The sequence below is a fragment of the Microcoleus sp. LAD1_D5 genome (assembly GCF_036702115.1).
Taxonomy (GTDB): domain Bacteria; phylum Cyanobacteriota; class Cyanobacteriia; order Cyanobacteriales; family Microcoleaceae; genus Microcoleus.
The window spans coordinates 1-16,248 of the sequence record NZ_JAUBSA010000092.1 but is presented as its reverse complement, the minus strand read 5'-3'; the positions used below and the strand labels follow the sequence as shown (position 1 = coordinate 16,248).

The 16,248-nt window shown below is 47.3% G+C and carries 22 protein-coding genes and 2 pseudogenes; 18 read left to right on the top strand and 6 right to left on the bottom strand.

Annotation, left to right across the window (positions count from 1 at the left end; genetic code table 11):
- Window positions 1-292: 292 nt before the first annotated feature.
- The 4 genes from QUA70_RS25295 to QUA70_RS25280 all read right to left on the bottom strand — a co-directional run bounded on the left by QUA70_RS25295 (window position 293) and on the right by QUA70_RS25280 (window position 5,326).
- Window positions 293-3,670, bottom strand: a complete 3,378-nt coding sequence (locus tag QUA70_RS25295; protein ID WP_333335408.1) for a DUF3854 domain-containing protein — start codon at window positions 3,668-3,670, stop codon at window positions 293-295.
- Window positions 3,671-3,955: 285 nt separating this feature from the next.
- On the bottom strand, window positions 3,956-4,477 hold the full coding sequence (locus QUA70_RS25290) for a hypothetical protein (RefSeq protein WP_333335411.1): 522 nt from the start codon (window positions 4,475-4,477) through the stop codon (window positions 3,956-3,958).
- 3 nt (window positions 4,478-4,480) lie between these two features.
- Window positions 4,481-4,723 (bottom strand): hypothetical protein, encoded by a 243-nt coding sequence (locus QUA70_RS25285; RefSeq protein WP_333099369.1) that lies wholly within the window; start codon window positions 4,721-4,723, stop codon window positions 4,481-4,483.
- A 318-nt stretch (window positions 4,724-5,041) separates the two neighbouring features.
- Window positions 5,042-5,326, bottom strand: a complete 285-nt coding sequence (locus QUA70_RS25280; protein ID WP_333335414.1) for a hypothetical protein — start codon at window positions 5,324-5,326, stop codon at window positions 5,042-5,044.
- 194 nt (window positions 5,327-5,520) lie between these two features.
- Here QUA70_RS25280 and QUA70_RS25275 point away from each other — a divergent pair, with 194 nt between their 5' ends.
- From QUA70_RS25275 to QUA70_RS25205, 15 genes and pseudogenes are all read left to right on the top strand, one after another.
- Window positions 5,521-6,108, top strand: a complete 588-nt coding sequence (locus tag QUA70_RS25275; protein WP_333335417.1) for a hypothetical protein — start codon at window positions 5,521-5,523, stop codon at window positions 6,106-6,108.
- Entirely contained in the window at window positions 6,105-6,290 is a 186-nt protein-coding gene (locus QUA70_RS25270) for a hypothetical protein (RefSeq protein ID WP_333335420.1), read from the top strand. Before QUA70_RS25275 ends, QUA70_RS25270 begins: the two co-directional genes overlap by 4 nt.
- An 86-nt stretch (window positions 6,291-6,376) precedes the next feature.
- Entirely contained in the window at window positions 6,377-6,745 is a 369-nt protein-coding gene (locus tag QUA70_RS25265) for a hypothetical protein (RefSeq protein ID WP_333335422.1), read from the top strand.
- A complete protein-coding gene (locus QUA70_RS25260; RefSeq protein WP_333335424.1) occupies window positions 6,729-7,109 on the top strand; it encodes a hypothetical protein in 381 nt (126 codons plus the stop codon). The genes QUA70_RS25265 and QUA70_RS25260 overlap by 17 nt, the downstream gene beginning before the upstream one ends.
- A gap of 285 nt (window positions 7,110-7,394) precedes the next feature.
- Window positions 7,395-7,727, top strand: coding sequence for a hypothetical protein (locus QUA70_RS25255; protein ID WP_333335427.1), 333 nt, complete (start codon window positions 7,395-7,397; stop codon window positions 7,725-7,727).
- A gap of 18 nt (window positions 7,728-7,745) precedes the next feature.
- Entirely contained in the window at window positions 7,746-7,994 is a 249-nt protein-coding gene (locus tag QUA70_RS25250; RefSeq protein WP_333335430.1) for a hypothetical protein, read from the top strand.
- Window positions 7,995-7,999: 5 nt separating this feature from the next.
- On the top strand, window positions 8,000-8,206 hold the full coding sequence (locus QUA70_RS25245; protein ID WP_333335432.1) for a hypothetical protein: 207 nt from the start codon (window positions 8,000-8,002) through the stop codon (window positions 8,204-8,206).
- Between the two features lie 50 nt (window positions 8,207-8,256).
- On the top strand, window positions 8,257-8,628 hold the full coding sequence (locus QUA70_RS25240) for a hypothetical protein (RefSeq protein WP_333335434.1): 372 nt from the start codon (window positions 8,257-8,259) through the stop codon (window positions 8,626-8,628).
- Between the two features lie 91 nt (window positions 8,629-8,719).
- Window positions 8,720-9,502 (top strand): hypothetical protein, encoded by a 783-nt coding sequence (locus QUA70_RS25235; protein WP_333335436.1) that lies wholly within the window; start codon window positions 8,720-8,722, stop codon window positions 9,500-9,502.
- A 2-nt stretch (window positions 9,503-9,504) separates the two neighbouring features.
- Window positions 9,505-9,975, top strand: a complete 471-nt coding sequence (locus QUA70_RS25230) for a hypothetical protein (protein WP_333335438.1) — start codon at window positions 9,505-9,507, stop codon at window positions 9,973-9,975.
- Between the two features lie 21 nt (window positions 9,976-9,996).
- Window positions 9,997-10,209: a hypothetical protein gene (locus tag QUA70_RS25225; protein WP_333335441.1), complete on the top strand. Its 213-nt coding sequence runs from the start codon at window positions 9,997-9,999 to the stop codon at window positions 10,207-10,209.
- Window positions 10,196-10,441, top strand: coding sequence for a hypothetical protein (locus QUA70_RS25220; RefSeq protein WP_333335444.1), 246 nt, complete (start codon window positions 10,196-10,198; stop codon window positions 10,439-10,441). The genes QUA70_RS25225 and QUA70_RS25220 overlap by 14 nt, the downstream gene beginning before the upstream one ends.
- A 33-nt stretch (window positions 10,442-10,474) precedes the next feature.
- Complete coding sequence (locus QUA70_RS25215) at window positions 10,475-11,833, top strand: hypothetical protein (RefSeq protein WP_333335446.1); 1,359 nt, start codon at window positions 10,475-10,477, stop codon at window positions 11,831-11,833.
- A 116-nt stretch (window positions 11,834-11,949) separates the two neighbouring features.
- On the top strand, window positions 11,950-12,699 hold the full coding sequence (locus QUA70_RS25210; RefSeq protein WP_333335449.1) for a 3'-5' exonuclease: 750 nt from the start codon (window positions 11,950-11,952) through the stop codon (window positions 12,697-12,699).
- A gap of 98 nt (window positions 12,700-12,797) precedes the next feature.
- Window positions 12,798-13,079, top strand: a pseudogene (locus tag QUA70_RS25205) (DUF72 domain-containing protein); the annotation flags it as partial.
- Window positions 13,080-13,175: 96 nt separating this feature from the next.
- Here QUA70_RS25205 and QUA70_RS25200 read toward each other — a convergent pair.
- Complete coding sequence (locus QUA70_RS25200; protein WP_333335452.1) at window positions 13,176-14,126, bottom strand: tyrosine-type recombinase/integrase; 951 nt, start codon at window positions 14,124-14,126, stop codon at window positions 13,176-13,178.
- Between the two features lie 46 nt (window positions 14,127-14,172).
- Between QUA70_RS25200 and QUA70_RS25195 the strand changes: the two genes are divergently transcribed.
- Genes QUA70_RS25195 through QUA70_RS25185 form a run of 3 tightly spaced genes read left to right on the top strand, consistent with a single transcriptional unit; the run spans window position 14,173 to window position 15,196 of the window.
- Window positions 14,173-14,403 carry a hypothetical protein gene (locus tag QUA70_RS25195; RefSeq protein ID WP_333335455.1) on the top strand — a complete coding sequence of 77 codons (231 nt, stop codon included), beginning with the start codon at window positions 14,173-14,175 and terminating at the stop codon, window positions 14,401-14,403.
- A gap of 59 nt (window positions 14,404-14,462) precedes the next feature.
- Window positions 14,463-14,879 (top strand): XisH family protein, encoded by a 417-nt coding sequence (locus QUA70_RS25190; RefSeq protein ID WP_333193701.1) that lies wholly within the window; start codon window positions 14,463-14,465, stop codon window positions 14,877-14,879.
- Entirely contained in the window at window positions 14,867-15,196 is a 330-nt protein-coding gene (locus QUA70_RS25185) for a XisI protein (protein WP_106332496.1), read from the top strand. Before QUA70_RS25190 ends, QUA70_RS25185 begins: the two co-directional genes overlap by 13 nt.
- Window positions 15,197-15,812: 616 nt before the next feature.
- Here the strand turns inward: QUA70_RS25185 and QUA70_RS25180 are convergent.
- Window positions 15,813-16,171: pseudogene (locus tag QUA70_RS25180) on the bottom strand (zinc ribbon domain-containing protein); the annotation flags it as partial.
- Window positions 16,172-16,248: the final 77 nt, after the last annotated feature.

Here is a 16,248-nt window from a genome sequence, read left to right as displayed (position 1 = left end):
AAGTTGCTGCATCTGAATTGAATTAATAGTCAAGTTGCTGCATCTGAATTGAATTAATAGTCAAGTTGCTGCATCTGAATTGAATTAATAGTCAAGTTGCTGCATCTGGATTGAATTACAGCAAGCGTATCTTTTCGCTTGGTCACTCAACTCAAAGCCTTGACGCACCTTTGCTTTCAATCTGCTTGTCACCCCGTCAACTCACTTACTTGGAGTGAAGCTGACTAAGAGCCAAGATCGATACAGAGAGACGAAAGCCTAGACTGGACAAGGCTCGCAGTGTGTTCTTGGATTAAACCCAATCTTCAGATTCGGGCGAAAATCTCCTATCGGAGTCTGAAAGCGGCTTGAAATCTGGCAGCAAATCAAGCTGATGCGCTTCAGTATCTGCTGTGAAGATTGGCAATTCCTGTTCTGGCTCTGACTCCTCCGAGGCAATCGGCACAGATGACTGTTCTAGCGCCTGCCTCAGTATTGGCTCTCCTTGGGTCACTGCTTCTGTTGTCGGCTGTTCCCACTCCCGCTTCGAGAGTTCGATTAGGGCAGATAGAGTTTTTGGCTCGGACTCGACCGGGGCGGGGGTGTGAGGTAACTGTTTCGGCTGAGGCTGAGCTTCTAACTCAGCTAGTAGCGCTTTAAATACAGTTCGCTCACTCGCCGTCAACGCTCCCCAAACTTTTTTTCGGTTAGCGAAACCTTTGTCGCAAGTTTCCGTGAGACTTATTTTCACGGCATCGGTAACTAGGGGGTCTGATTGTGTAACCGCGAACCGCATCAGGTTAACGAGTTCTAGTTCCTCTTCGTTGAGATTTGAGTCGGTCGCGAACTCTGAAATCAAGTAACGCCCGTTAAGGTTGAATTGTTTGGTAGGTTTACCTCCAATGACTGAAATCTCGCGGTCAAGCTCAATCCGGCATAGCCCATCGCTCCACACCTTAACTACGGTGGCCCGCTCGTCTATATATTCTTGAGCTCCGGGATACTGGGTCGAAACTTTTACTCGCTCGCCGACATTCCAATTCACCATCGGGACGCTCGGCGGCTCTGTTGGTTCGGTTGGCTCTATTGGTGTGGATTCCAGAGGGGCGATCGTCCCTGGCTCGGATAGCTGAGGGTTGTTACAAGTTTTTGAGCTGTTACAAGATTTTTCTGAGGACTCAAAAGTGGGTGTAACAGTTGTGGTTACAGGAGTTACATCAGTTAAGGGTTCACCTTCAGCCGTGTTATTAAGATCATCTGTGATCTCGTATGATGAGGTCTTTTCATACTGGCTACTTTTACCATGTAACGCTGTAACGTCTGTAACCATGCGGGTTGTAGGGTTTTTAGATGTTGTAACAATTTCAGAATTGCTGGTAACGTCTGTAACCACAACGGTTTGAGCTATTTGAGAATGTGCTGGAATTTCTGCAATCGCTGAAGTGCCTGTAACCGTGCGGGTTTGAGTTAATTCTTGCAATCCGCCATCAGCACAAATAGTTTTGATGCAAGCCCAGTTCGGGATGTGCGGTCGGTTGCTGCCACCTTCATCCTCCGCGACTGCTACATCAACAAAGCACGGTAAAATCTGAAGTCCCCGCCACTGAGCCGGAATGCGCTTGATTTTGTCGCCTTCTCGCACAACCTCGGAAGCTCGCCAGTGATTTGACAATACTCGCTGCAAGTGGTGAACGAATTTGTTGTAACCGCTTGGCGAGAGATTGTGGGCTTTGCAATATGCCGCGTACCAACTGTGCAGATCACTACCGACGTAACTATCGCCACCCGATCTCAAACAGCGATCGACAAACGAACGGACGCTATCCCCCAGAATTGCGCCGTCTTGTTTCAACGCGACAATTGACGGGTTGGTTGACGGCACGAGCAAAATGCGGTTGCGTTCTGTCTTGTCCATTGATAGCGCCCAACCAGCGATGGAACCCAGCTCTGCCGATAGTTTGCGTCCTAGATCCGGATCTTCAATGTTGGCGATGCGGGGCCGGGTTTGTAGCGGAATGCAGCGCCTGTCCCAACCGTCGCCGCTATTCTCCGTTTGGATGTGCTCGACGGAGGCGATCGCAAATCGCACGTTCCATTTTTTCTGGTAAGCCGATGCAGAAAATAGCGCCCGTCCCGAAATGCCGCCGTTGTCCACCAACTCGTAAAAAGCTTTGAGTCCGCTCAGAAATCCGCCAGCGTCGGGGATGTAAAACAAGGATTTACCAGTTAATAGCTGATGCCGACCTTCAGGTTTTGTCAGTTCGGTCAAGCTATTGGAACTGACGCTGTTTTCTTCGCCAAGTAAGTTTGCCCAAGTCCGCAGCATCACGCCTTTCCCGCTACCGCTATCCCCAATCAAGTAAGCAAATTTCCCGTAAGGTGCGGTTGGGTCTAAGTACATCGAAGTTACGGCCCTGATGACTTCTATCTGTTCGACACCGTAGGCAGAAAGTATGAATTGCTTAAATTCGGCTGGACATTCTGACCCCGGCACATAATCGCAGGGGGAACAAGAAAGCAGGTAATGTTCCTTGTCGTGTGGGAACAGTTCGCCAGTCCTCAAATCTACAGTGCCGTTGGAGAACGATTTGAGGTGGTTTCGAGAAGTGTCAACCTTCTGGTGCAGCACCTTCCGGCAATATTTAAAAGCCGAATCTAAGAATTTGTTAGTGCCGAACTTAAACTTTTTGCCGACTTCTGCTGTTTCGTAGCAATTCTCCGTAAAGTCGCCGATGAGTTTGTTTACGTCCGCTTCATCTTGGAACTGCCAATAGCGCCCGTTCCATTGGTAGAAAGCATCATTGACAACTATCCAATCATCTCCGAATAAATTCTTGAGGCAGTGTACCTCAAACGTTGTGGACTTGGGGACTAAGTATCTGTCTCTAGTTCCACCACTGCCGCCGTTGCCTCCAAAGGTTTTTGATTCCCAGTCCTTAAAAGTAACGGACGTGGCCAGCACTTTTCTAAAAGCTTCAATGCTTTTTCGTTGAATCAAATCGTCCATGCCTTTTGTCTCGCCTTCGGTGCCCGCATCCCAACCTCCAGTTGCACTGTAGACCGGAACGTCGAACTTTAACAACACAAGACCGAGTTTCCTCTGTTCCCAGGTGACGTTTGGGTTGGTGGCGGCGTCGGCATCGAAGGCAAAGATAAACCCGAAGCCGGCACGGGCGTACTTTTCTAAAGTTTCGACCAAGTAGCGCTTGCCTTGAATGTCTCCTTTTTTAGAGGTTAGACCCATTGAAACGCCCAGCAGTGCAATAGTTGGGATGTCGTTAGCGCACCCGGCGATTCCTTTGAACGGGCCTTCAGTGAGGACAATGCACGGATGGTCGTTGATGCGGTAGCAGTGCTGCTTGAGACTTTCTGGCTCCCAGTAGTTTTTGTCGGTGGGATGCTGGGGCAAAAATGCGTCGTATTCACCCACCGGCGTCCGATATTTGGGTGCTTTTTTGCAGCTTTCTGATTTCCAAGGCTTGTCCGGTCTGAATTGGAATTGCGTTGTTTTTCCCAGAAAGAGGATGCCGCCAGACTTCGCCGCGTAGCCCAAGTAAACTGATGCCTCGTCCGCAGATGCGGTTCGGCAGTTGGCGTAACTCCAATCGTTGAGCAGCCCCCGGCTCTCAATGTGGCTTTTGTGTTTGGGGGAAAGGTACGCGGTAGATTGAATTTGCTGTACAACGTTCATAGATGCCTCTCTCGCTACTCATAGCGGTGCTAACTGGTTTTTATTGCAAAAACCCGCTAAATGTAGAAGAGACGGCTCTGCTGTAACTACCGTTGATTTACAAAGGTGCAAATTTTGCGGTAATGGCAGATATGAACTATGATGAATCTAAAGTTTTTTATTTGGTTGTTCGCCGTCTCTTCTATAGATAGCGGACTCTTTTTTTTGGTCTGGTCTTGGGCTGCGAGGCTCTTCGGTTGTTGCCAAGGGCCTCTGTAATTCCATGAGTTGATAGATCCTCCAATTTTAAACTCGAACGTATGGCTTAGATTGCTCGCTGGCAAGGAATTTCTGATAAGCTTCCCTGTCGCCACCGCATGAATCAACGGAAACCTGGCTAACAATCTCATAAGTCATTGCTTCAGCTTCCTCTGGCATCAAAGGCTGGCGCTCGCAGTAAGCAATCTGTACGTCCCGAAACTCTGGCATATCCCCTTCAACCTCTGATAGGTCGGCTTCGTACCGAAACACTCTGACCACTACCCAGTCCGAGGGAGTGACAAGGTAAGCTTTCCAAGGGCTACCCTCTTTTTTAACGTGGTAAGTGAGCCGTTCTCCAACTTTGACCTTGCGCTTCAGTAGAGGACGCGAATCGTGAGAAAGCTGTAACAGTCGAGTCAACTGTTTCCCAATAACAAGCTCTTTGCTCTCGATAGGAATCCATTTTTCTTGCTCTTTGACTAGGTAAAGGCTCAGCGTAGACTTGCTTGCCAATGGGTCGTAAAGTTCGATGTCTTCAGTTGGTGTTATTTGTTCGAGTAATGTCATTGTTTATACCTTGCCCTCATCCCTATTATCTTGATGGTCGCCCCACATATCCCAAAAACTCGTCTGCTTGCCCTTAAACACGCAATCGACTGATAGGTCTGAATCGTCCTCGTTTTGTTCGACTCTTTTGAGTTCCCACCCATACTTTTTTTCCATCTCCTTGCAATCTTCTTCAGATGACGCCGAATGTCTGTTTTCCTGCTCCGAATCGTCATCCTCACTTTTGCTAAACGGCCATCCAATCATTGCAGTCACTCCTTTAAATGGATGTATTTTAAAACGCCTCCAGCTTTTTATAGTAAGGGTTTGGGGGGTCGTGGAACTCAAAAAAATTGAAATGCCGTTCTTAGCTCTGGTTCTACCTAAATGCAGTCCACAAAAGCTTTTGGCAAAAAATCTGAGACATTTTGAACTTTTAATCCAGCACACTTGGCGTTGCTGTTTTGGGTATACACCAAACGCGAGATAAACAAATCTTGGTGTATACCCGCAGTTCAGCCTAGTTTTTCAAGTAGTGTTTCCCATTCCATAATTTGATTTTTTAGCAGTTGAGCGCGATCGCCCTTAGCCTTGCGCTTGAGAAACAAACCCCTGCCAGCAAGTTCTTCGCGGGCTAATGCGATACTCTGCTCCAACACTTTTGGTCAATTCCTCCCTATCCTCCTTTGCTATTTCAGTATCGGTCATCCCCACCATCTGACGGGCGAACTGTTCCAAGAATTCAGAGCGCGAGATGTCAAGAGCCTCAGCCCTGCTGTCGATCGCCTTCATCGCGGTAGGAGTTACAAAAATGCTGTAGCGCTCTTTGTTTTCGCCCCAAGCGCTACGTTCTGCGGGTTTTCTGGTCATGTCTGTGTATGCACAAATAACAATTTTCATCATAGGGCTTGACAACCCAGAAGCAAAAGTGTTATGTCTGTGCATACATAATTATGTATGTGCATACACAGACATAGTTTAACACCAAAACCAAACCCCGCCCCCCATGACTCGCAATCTCAAAGGGCGGGGTGTGGCACTCACATTAATGAGGTTTTTCAATCATGACACAAATACCGATACCGCTAACGGTTGAGGTGTCCGCTGCTGCTGCAACGCCAGGGGTGGCGAGCGCTTCTTTGTACCGTTCGCTGTTGGCATCCGCGGACGCGATGGCAGAACCCGCTCTTTGGGTTTTGATGGAAGCGGCCGTTTATTCGCTGCGCCAAAGGGACACGCTCACCCGCTCTATTAAAGAGTGCGGTACTGTTGAATGCTTTGGCACTCGCTGGCCCCAAGATTTCGATTTCTTGCCAAGTGAATCCGAAGGGGTAGCCCTAGTGGAGGCCATAGCCGACCAATTCTCCCGCCGCCAACTCCACACCTGTTGGCAATCGCTGCTGAGCACTTGCAACCGCATCCAAAAGCTTGCCCTGATTGAAGCGATAACCTACGCTCAACACTATTCATCGACGGTACTCCAAGCGCTCTTTGAATGCGAACTATCGGATTTGTTTGGAGATTCCTTGGAACACTTGGATGTTTGGCTCTCTGAACCCGAAGCGCTGCGCCTAATTCGCTTGTTCTCCGGTTCCCTCTTAGCTTCATCGGAAGCTGCACCTTCTCCAGGCGACGGGAGGGACGATCGATGAAAGCACTCAAAAGCCATCAATTCAAGTGGAGCGTTACCGTTACCCGCAAGTACAATCCACCCCGCCAGATTATAGTTTTCGGGCGATCGCAAGTAGAAGCGCTTCAAGATGCCGTAGCTTCTGCCCGCGAAGTCTGGGGTATCTGGGATGCCAAATCATTTAGCCCGCCGGAAAGGAAATAATTTTTTTTGATTTTCATGCGGTCGTTAAGTGGTTGGTAAAAGATTGCCCGACCATTTAACGCCTGGGAAACAACCAAGTAACGACCATGTTTCGACCGCTATCAGCAATAATTCCCGAACAAATTGACTGGACGACGAACGGAACGCTAGCCGGTGCAATGAATATTTCTCTAACTCAACTGAGGCGGGATGCTGCGGTACTCAAAGAATTAGAACTTATTCGATTGCAGGAGGGTGTTGAAGAAATTGAAGTCTCAGAATCGGAAGAAACCCCGACCGACAAAGAAGTTTCGCCCAAACGCACGCGAGCGCGACGGCGCAAGGGATTTGACAGAGCCGACAGCGAAATCATGTGGTTGTTCAGGCAGCTAGTCAAGGAACGAGGCAGGACTAAAGCTATCCAATCAATCAATCAAATCATTGAGGAGTTTTACCATCATGAACACGACAGATAAGAAAGCAGTAGAGCAAGCTAAGGCAGCTCAAAATAGCAGCGCGGGTAAACAAAAACGCACAACCCGTTCTACCGAGAATGCAGAACAAGGTTTGAACAACGTCCAAGCAAAACTGAACGAGGCGAGGCAAAAAGTAAGGCAGAGTACCAAGGATTTTATCTTTGGAGGCGGTATTTCCGATGCTCTGGAAGATATCGCTAACGGAGATTTTGGTGATTTGGGCAACGAAATATTTGATGCACTTGATGTTTTCATTGGAGGGATAGACAGTGGACGTTTAGCATTGGAAACCAGGGAAACGGAGCCAAAAAAAATGCTAGCTGCATCGCTCGACTGCGAGAACTTCGACAACTCAGACAACTAAGCTCACAACAGAAGCAGGTAGTAGATAAATTGCTGATTTTTCTCATTTACCGGCTTCAGGAAAAAGCCCGCACTGAAGCTATTACCTCTGCGGGCTATTCTCCCACAAGTGATGATAATTATGCTGAAGAAACAATCGCGCTAATGAGGTTTGTCTGATGCTGGAAAGTTACGGTTTCATTGAGTTGTATTTAGTGTGTCCTGGATTGAGATTGTGGCGGATCGTTAAGTCTAAGCTGGCTGCAATTGGAATTAGCGAAGTGGCAGTATTGGTAGGAGGGTGCGCGTGAACAATCGAAAGTTGCTATCAGCCGCAGTTCTTACAGAAGAAGACGAATTCTACGCTGAATGCAATGTGGCAGGAATTAATCTTGTCGATAGGGTAAATGGAAAACCTGTTCGAGTTTACCCTTACTGGATAGACAGACCTAACTGCAATTGGCACAGTCCACCAGTCGCAGAAGATGAGGATGAGGATGAGGATGAGGATGAGGATGATGAGGATGAGCCTGAAAGTGAAGATGAGGTTCGAGGTAATAGAAAAGGCTGGATAAGTCGATTAATGACGTGGTGGAAACGACGCGATGCTATCAATATCAACTTCTCTAAAGGAGCGTAGTTAATGAGGTAACAAGAAATGAGCAGCGAATTAGAAACAGTAAAGCAGTTAGTGGAACTAGACCCAGTACCAGAGGCAATTGTCAAATCTGTAGACATGGCGTGGGCTGTGTACCGCAAAGGGCAAATCCCCGACAACTACCTAATTTGTAAAGAGATGTTTTGGCAGGGAATTTGTCAGATTCTGGGTTACATTCCGGCTCATATTAAATGTAGCAGTCAAGGACAGGTTTACATTTCATTCAGTCTCAATGAAACTTTGAGGTAACAACCATGTCGGATAAGCTCTCGGTCATTTGTGCATCACTTCTATTCTCAGCTATTCCCGCTATGCTACTTTACGCAGGTCAATCTATCTACCACGACGGTTATCGGCAAGCCGTAAAAGATATACCCCCAACCGTAGTTCAAGGCGACCAGAATATCGACAACAGCACGAACAACAACTATCAATTTGCACCGTCACTTGGGGGGAAGTAATCAATTTTACATCAATTAGAACACTTTGTATTAACTAAAAGACACAAACCATGAGCCAAATTGAGACGATAGATGAACTCTTTGCAACTAACAATCCCGAAATCTGGAAAACTTACCTCCCCCTGTTCATCGACTTGTATGTGCAGAAGTCAGCAATAACAGCACTGGGCGTAGTTTTAACTAGAGATAACATCCCCGCGCTCATGTCGGAAATGGTCAGCGACAAAGCCGCGCGAACTTGGGTGGAGTTGTGGCAAGAATCCACTATCCAATACAAAGAATTTGAGATTCCGATGTCGCTCCTCAACGCAGCCGTTCGGTATAAGGAAACCAAGGGCGACCGACGGGCGTTGATGGTGCTTCCCCAAGAGTTAAGGGGTTTATTGCAACCGTTGGTTGCTTCACAACTACCAAAAAACTAGGAAACCAGGTAATGTTCGAGGGGCTTTTTTGTCCCTCTTAAAAAGCTTATCGCATCCCATTAACAAGCCGCAAGATTAAAGGAGAAAAATCATGAGCCAAATTGTTAAATACACAGGCGGTGGAGCCATCGCCCCAGCCTTAGTCGGGAAAGTCAAAGCATTTGATAGCGCACCTGAAATGTTGACTACTTTTCAGGGATACTACGGTTTCGACCCATCAGCTTTTGCGGGGATGTCCGAGGAAGAATTGGGGGCATTCGTAGATTCGGTTGAAGAAATCAAGTTTCTCATTGACAACCTCGATAAACTAGAAAAACACGTCAACGATTATATTGACGGCGTTGTCAAATACAACGAGTTTGTAGCCCGATGCGTCAAAGCCGGTGCCAAGGGCATGGAGAAGATCGATCGAGCCACACTCGACGTATTCTTGGCATGGAAAGGTTGGCAGGCCAATACTAAAAAGCTAGCCAAAGATTCGGATGTTGGTGTCAGACTTCTCGACCAAGAAGTTATCGATTACGGTGATTTAGCCGAATACGATCTGGAGATTTCTCTTCAGATCGTAGCTAACAAATTAGCCCGTCAAAAAGAGGCGCTATCCCAAAAACCTGACAAAGAAGCAGCCAGCTATGCGGATCGACAAGCAGCTCAAGAGGCAAAAAGCGAAGAGAGAAATAGGATAAAAGACTTGTTCGCTTACGGTACTCGCGGGAAATATGGTTTGCCACCATCTAGCAGCAAACAATTAAGTCCTGCTGCCAATAACGCTAGCAATAACGCTAGCAATAACGCTAGCAATAACGCTAGCAAGGCAAGCGGTTGGCTAAAAAAATGGGGCGGTAAAGCCTTTGATTATTTCTCAGGGAAGTAGCCATGCAGTTACCGCCATTTCTCATCCCCAAACCTCAAAATCCCCCTGTCTTTCCACCTTCACAACAACCACAACTCCCCGACCTAGAAGAATCAGACCAATTGAGGTTTCTCAAGAACTTAAATAGCTTCTGCGGTCAAGGATTTTGGTTTGCGGTTGGGTTGTCAATTGCTCACGTGGCGAGGATTCTCAGTGCTCCTGTAATGCTCGTCGCAGTGGTTTTAGTAGCCGGGTTCCTGTTTGTAGTAAAACCGAAAAACCCAACGCCTTATTTACTATCCATGAGGCGGATTAGCGGATTGGTAGTGATTGTCGGAACTATAGTGGCATTTTGGGATGTAGCGTGGCTACTGGCAAATATGCCTTTAAGTGTCGGCTTTGGCTTAATCCCTGTGTGGCAGCTTGTCGCGATTGTCGGTGTGTCGGTGGCGCTGCTTTTGTTGGTTACACTGCTGCGGAGGCTGACCCGATGAAAAGTGTGATCGCCTGTGTGATTGTGGGTATCGGATGTAGCGGGTTTAGCCTTGTTCGGGTACTTCGACAAACACATCAGCTACTGCAATGGAGCTACAAATCCCTGTACGCCTGTTGTGGTAACGGGTTCCCAGTATCCCAAGAATGCTAAGTTTGTGAAGCTGCATCAAGGCTGGGGGCTGCTGCGTACTGCATCCGGCGTAATTGGTGCAATGAGCCTTGGTGCGGGTTAGTTTTGCATCGGGTGCAGCATCGGTGAAGCAGAGAAAGAACGAGGAAGAGGCTGCGATATTTGAGGCTCGGCAAAAGCAGTTAGAAGCAACTACAAGCGACATTTTGGATGAGGAAGAAATCCAGAAAACAGCGATTGCCGCTGATTTGAGAGTGAAGGACTTCCAACGCGAACTCTACGACGGCTACAACACACTTTATTTGGAGAAGAATCCCGAACTGTTGGAGGCTTGAACCGCCGCCACCCCCGCATCTTTACCCGCTCCAATGGAATCAAAGTCCGAGGAAGTTGAAAATGCGGAACTGGCACCACACGCAGCATCCGCACCAAACAACAATCAATTATTGGGCGTAGAACTGGCAATAACTCCCAATTTAGGAGTGAAGTTCTTTGATTGGAAGCAGTTTAGGCAGACTCCTGACAACTTTTCTCACATCCGTGCTGTGGGTGCCACGAATAGTGGAAAAACGACACTGGTAGATTGGTTGATGGATGTCATTCCCTCAGATAAAAAGTTCGTTTGCACTATCAAAAGAAAACCTCACCAGTGGCAGTTTATCGAGGTAATCGGAGTCCCAGAAGATTATGAAGCAATTCGGCATTCGATGCTATCCATTCGGGCTGAAAGAATCCGGCGTACCGAACTGATGGCGAAGGGCATTGACTTTCCGAGCTGGAGCATAGCCTTTGATGAATGGAAGGCTCAAAGCCGAAATATTAAAGCCATTATCAATCGCAAAACTAAACAGATAATCTCACCATCAGCCAAGGATTTGCAGGGAGAAAATCTTACCCTGGGTCGAGAACTAAAAATGCGGATATTTGCCTTAGCTCAAGGTAGACAAATAATTACCTGGCGATTGCAAGGCGAGAGCGATTTGCTCGAATGTTTCTGCTCTATTTTCTTGGGCAAGTTGGCCGTAGAAGAATGTGAATCCTACGGCAACAAATTTCCCAAGGATTCCGAGCAATACGCCAACTACCAACAAGTTCGAGATTACTTGGAATCGTTGGGAAATAGAGCGGCATGGATTAGCTGCGAGTTAGGCGAATTCCCGGCTGTTGTACCCGACTTGAGCAAATGGAAACGAGAGCTTTCCAACCAGGCATCCCAACTAGAAACTCCCGTAAATAGTGAAACAACTCAAGCAACTGAGTTGGCTCCTCTTCAGGAATCAGAAGACTCTCAAGCACTATGGGAATTAGCCAAGAAAAGGCTCCTAGAATCCTGGCAGGCGGATGAACTTACTGCACGGCAAGATACTGCTACTTCATCAGAAGGTGAAGCGGAAAAAGTGGCAGATGAAGCTAGTGAAGTGTTGCAGGATAAGGATTCCAGCACTACTTCCTTACTTCCTGAACCAGAGCGCTCGAAGGCATTGGCGAGGGTAATGGCGCTACTGAGCAGTCGGGGAAGCAGTGAAGTCGATACAGTAAGTGAAGTCATTGCCCTGGTTCCTACTCAGCCAGATAAAGCACTTTGGTTGAGCTTAAAACTACTGAAATTGGGAGTCACAGCAAGCAGTCGAGATGTGTTTGGCTGCGGTACGGGAGGTAAAGCTTTCCAGAAAGCGAAAGACTGGTATCATGCCCTTGAGTCAACCTTTGGAAAGATTGTGGAATAGTATCAAATTTGAGTAAAAAGCCAGCGCTCAATTACCAAGAAATACGGTATTCGTAGTTGCTTTTATTCTCCTCAATGATGCGATAATAAAATGGCAGAGATGGGGAAACTGCAATAGTGGAACTCACAAAGTACAGTTGGTGGGGCGAATCCAACGAACCGCCACCGCACCTGAAAACTAAAAAGCAACTGGGTGAACTTGGTTTATCGCCTCTGAAACCTTCAGGCGTTATCCCAACCCGAAAATACGATGTGTTCCTCTACGATTCGACTAATCCCGAATCCTGCCGACCCAAAAGAAAGCCATCTCCCAAACAATTGGAAACCCTGGCTGCCAACCGCCTCAAGGCCAAAATCAAGCGGGATTATCGAGAGTGGTATCGAGAAGTAGGTTTCATAGAAAAAGATAGGGTGAGTGCTGTTCTTTGGGCAAGAGAACAATTAAGCCAGAACGATTGGGTGATTCTGGATACTGAAACTACGGGGCTCGTGCGTGCTGAGATTGTAGAGATAGCCATTATCAATCATTGCGGTGAAATGTTGCTAGATACGCTCATAAAGCCCTCAATTCCGATACCTGCAGAAGTAACAGATATTCACGGCATTAGCGATACAATGGTAGCCGATGCTCCTACCTTCCCCGAAGTCTATCCCACGGATGCAGCCCTCAAAGATAAACGAGTATTAATCTACAATTCTGCTTTCGATATCAAAATTTTAAATTACTGCTGTCGGCTTCACAGTTTGCCGGTTTTGAAGTTGGCAAAGCGCTCTGATTGTTTGATGGAATGGGTAGCGCAATGGGCCGGAAACTGGAGCTATTATTACAAAGATTATCAGTATGTTCCTCTCAACGGCGGACACTGATCATTAGGAGATTGCACGGCCGCTTTTGAGCTTATTAAACGAATGGCGGCAGGTTCGGATCAAATTAATTGCCCCGTGCCGATTCCCCAGAAAAATTCATGATATCCCAATCCACCGCATCATCCGGGAACAGGGATAATTGTCCCGGCGATACGTTGGACTGCCGGAGGTGGTCGGCTCCGCACTCCAAGCGTCTTTATTCGCCCCAAAAGTGGTTGGAACGCATGAGTGAGGGACTTCAATGCCTAGGCGACCGATTGGGTATTTTGCTCGTCCAGCTCTCTCCCCAGTTCGGTTGTGACTCTGCCCGTCTAGCCTATTTTCTAGAACAGGTTCCCCCTTGGATCGAAGTAGCTGTCGAATTCCGACACCCAAGCTGGCACACGGAAGAGGTATTTTCGTTGTTGGAACGCTCAGGAGCAGCTTACTGCGCTCTCTTCGCGGGGCGCACCTGCCGTGTATCTCTCAAGCGCGCCCTAAAATTCCAAATGCTGCACGGCCCGCCGCTTAGTTTCCTCCCCACGCCTGTCATATTTGGCCGTAGTTACCGGAGAAGCATGACCCGCCAACTTTTGCACCGTCACAATATCCACCCCAGCATCAAGGAGGTCCGAGCAAAACGTGCGCCGGAAGTCGTGGGGACTAAAGGACTCCACCCCAGCGAGAAACGCCCGCCGCTGCACAATCTTCAACACACCATCCTCCGTCATCCGCCGCCGCTGAATTTCTCCCCCCTTCCGAATCGGGTACAACAGAGGCCCCGGAGCCTCTCCCCTCAACTCCAGCCACTCGGACACTAAAACGCAAGCAGACTCCGGGAGGTAAACCGTCCTGTCTTTCTTGCCCTTACCCTCCCGGACGAACAGCGCTCCCGTAGATAGGTTGAAATCTCGTTTCAAGAGATTCACCGCTTCAGAGCGACGGATGCCGCCCCCTCGCAAGATAGCAATCAGCGCCGAGTCCCTAACATCAATAGGGGTCTTACCAGAGCAGCTTTGCATCAATGCAGCAATCTCACAGAGCGTTAGCGCGCGCCCCCTAACTTTTCCCGATTGCTTGATACTCCTGACATCCACCGCCTTACTGTAATCTATTGGGTCGATTAAATCCAACCGCAGAGCTTCCTTCAACACCCGTCGCAGGGCGCACAGCATTTGGTTCACCGTCGCGGGAGCGTACTTTTTCTCAAGGGCCGAGCGCAGAGCCGCCGTATGTCTGTAGCGCAATGCCGCCCAATTCAAAGTCATTGCGTCACACTCCCCACCTGTCAGCATTCGGGCCATGATATTGAGCCCTTCTCTCATGGTTGCCTTTGACCGCTCGCTCCCCAAACTGTCGAGGTACACTGCTGCTGGGTGCTGAGTCAGGGGTACCGGACAGGGCAGATTCAATGTTTCCGGCTGTTGCTCTCCGAGTAAGTCGAGCATTTACTCTTTCAAAGTGGTCTTATAAATACTAAATTTTACGCCGTTAATGGTTCACGCGATCGATCGATTTGGCTCCTCCCTCGGAGAGCCCTCGCCGTCCGGGGACGAGCCCGTGTGTTCGCTCCTGTTCGTAGAAGAAGAACACCTTTATGCAGCTTTAGCCTGTTTTTTTGGGCTAGTTGCTGTGAATGACCTGATATTGCTTTATCGCTGGTGGGTGGGAGAGTTATGCGAAGTGGGGGGAATTTTTGGGGAGTGCGATCGAGAATGGCTGTAATGATATGATGGCGGAATGGCAATCAATACTGCTCGGTTAAGCAATTTCGTGGGTATGATATGTCCGCTAAAGATATCTTTCACAATGCTGTTCGTTCAGCTTTAGAAAAAGAGGGATGGATCATCACTCACGATCCTCTTTTTATCAAGGTAGAGGAACTTGATTTTTTGATCGACTTAGCAGGGGAGAAAATTTTAGCAGCAGAGAAAGATGGCTTCAAGATTGCTGTAGAGATTAAATCTTTTATCGGTGCATCTGATTTAGCCAGCTTTTATATAGCTTTGGGTCAATTTCTCAGCTATCGTTCTGCCCTTAGAAAAAAGCAACCAAACAGAATTTTGTATTTAGCAATAAACCAAGATGTGTATAATGATTTTTTCAGTAATCGTTTTATTCAAGAATTAATCGCTGAGCATCAGCTCAAATTACTCATTTTTGATGCTATTCAAGAGGGGATACTTTTATGGAAAGAGTAAACTACAGAGAATTAATCCAAACAATTCTGTCTCAACACTCAAGGAATGACTTGGATACTGAAACAGAAGTTCAATTACTTTTTGATACCGAACGGGAGCATTATCATGTGGTTCATTTGGGCTGGGACGAGCAAAAACGGGTTTACGGCTGTGTGATTCACGTTGATATAAAAGATGGTAAATTTTGGATTCAGAGGGATAGAACGGAAGCAGGAATAGCGAATGAGTTAGTAGCCGCCGGAGTTCCCAAGGAAGATATTGTTTTAGCTTTTAAAGCCCCTTACGTGCGTCAATTTACTGAGTTTGCAGTGGGGTAATTGGGATACGGAGGATTTACATTTTCATCAAAAATAAAGTATTTAGTTTTGTCACGCGAGCGGAACTTACGCTCATAAACCGGGTTGATCTGAAAATCCTGTGTTTGGAGATGTCGAGGAATCGCACTGGGGAAGAAATTCATAATCCGGGTTAGCTACCCCCTTTATCATCGGCAGAAAGAAACTCACTTTCTGCTCGCGCAGATTCTTCTGCGCGCTCGTTATTTTTCCCTCAGCAAGATTGTCAGCTTCCCGCTATCTTGGCAACAAGCCAAGACTTCTGGCTGATAAAATATGCAAAAAGATCATAATTTCAGTTAAGAGAGTGAAAATAACGATCGCAATGATGCGAACCGAGTTAATCTAACTCTCGAAAAACTGAAAATCTCTCTTTACATCATGTGGCTGAACTTTTGCGATGTTGATAAACTCGATTGATGTCAACTGGAAAGAAGGGAAGAGCGCCTAACGGGGTGATAACAAGAGTCAGAACACTGATATAATCAAGGACATAGCCCTCATGCCCCTCTGAAAAAATGGTAGTTTGTTTCGCCTGATTCTCATTAATGAGCGTAATAATCTCTCGACTTGCATTCCATAGCTGGTAAAAGTATAGTCATTTATAGGCATGGGAGGCTTCAAGTCCCTCCCCCTTCACTTTTACTTTGAGCGGATTGACCCGCCTCGGCTGAACTACGCAGCTCCCTATCAAGAGAGCTAAACGCATTTGGGATTGCTTTTCTGAGGATGTTGTACGAACCGTTGACATCAGAATTAATTAATTGACCGATCGATCGATGTTTTGTACAAACCTCTTTTGATTCGCTTGCCAGTAAAAACGGGGTCTTTATCGGTTTTCCCGTAAACAGGTATTGAATCTAAGCCCAAGAAGCTGGCTCGCGAACTATAGGACTCTTCTTGTACGATTACTTCGATTCCAACTAATCGAGCCTTGTATTCCAACATCTCGATTAACGGGACTTAAACAAATTTTAAGCCCAAACAAAGCCTAAACTGGCTTTATAAGCGGAGAATACGTCCCAATTTTGGTT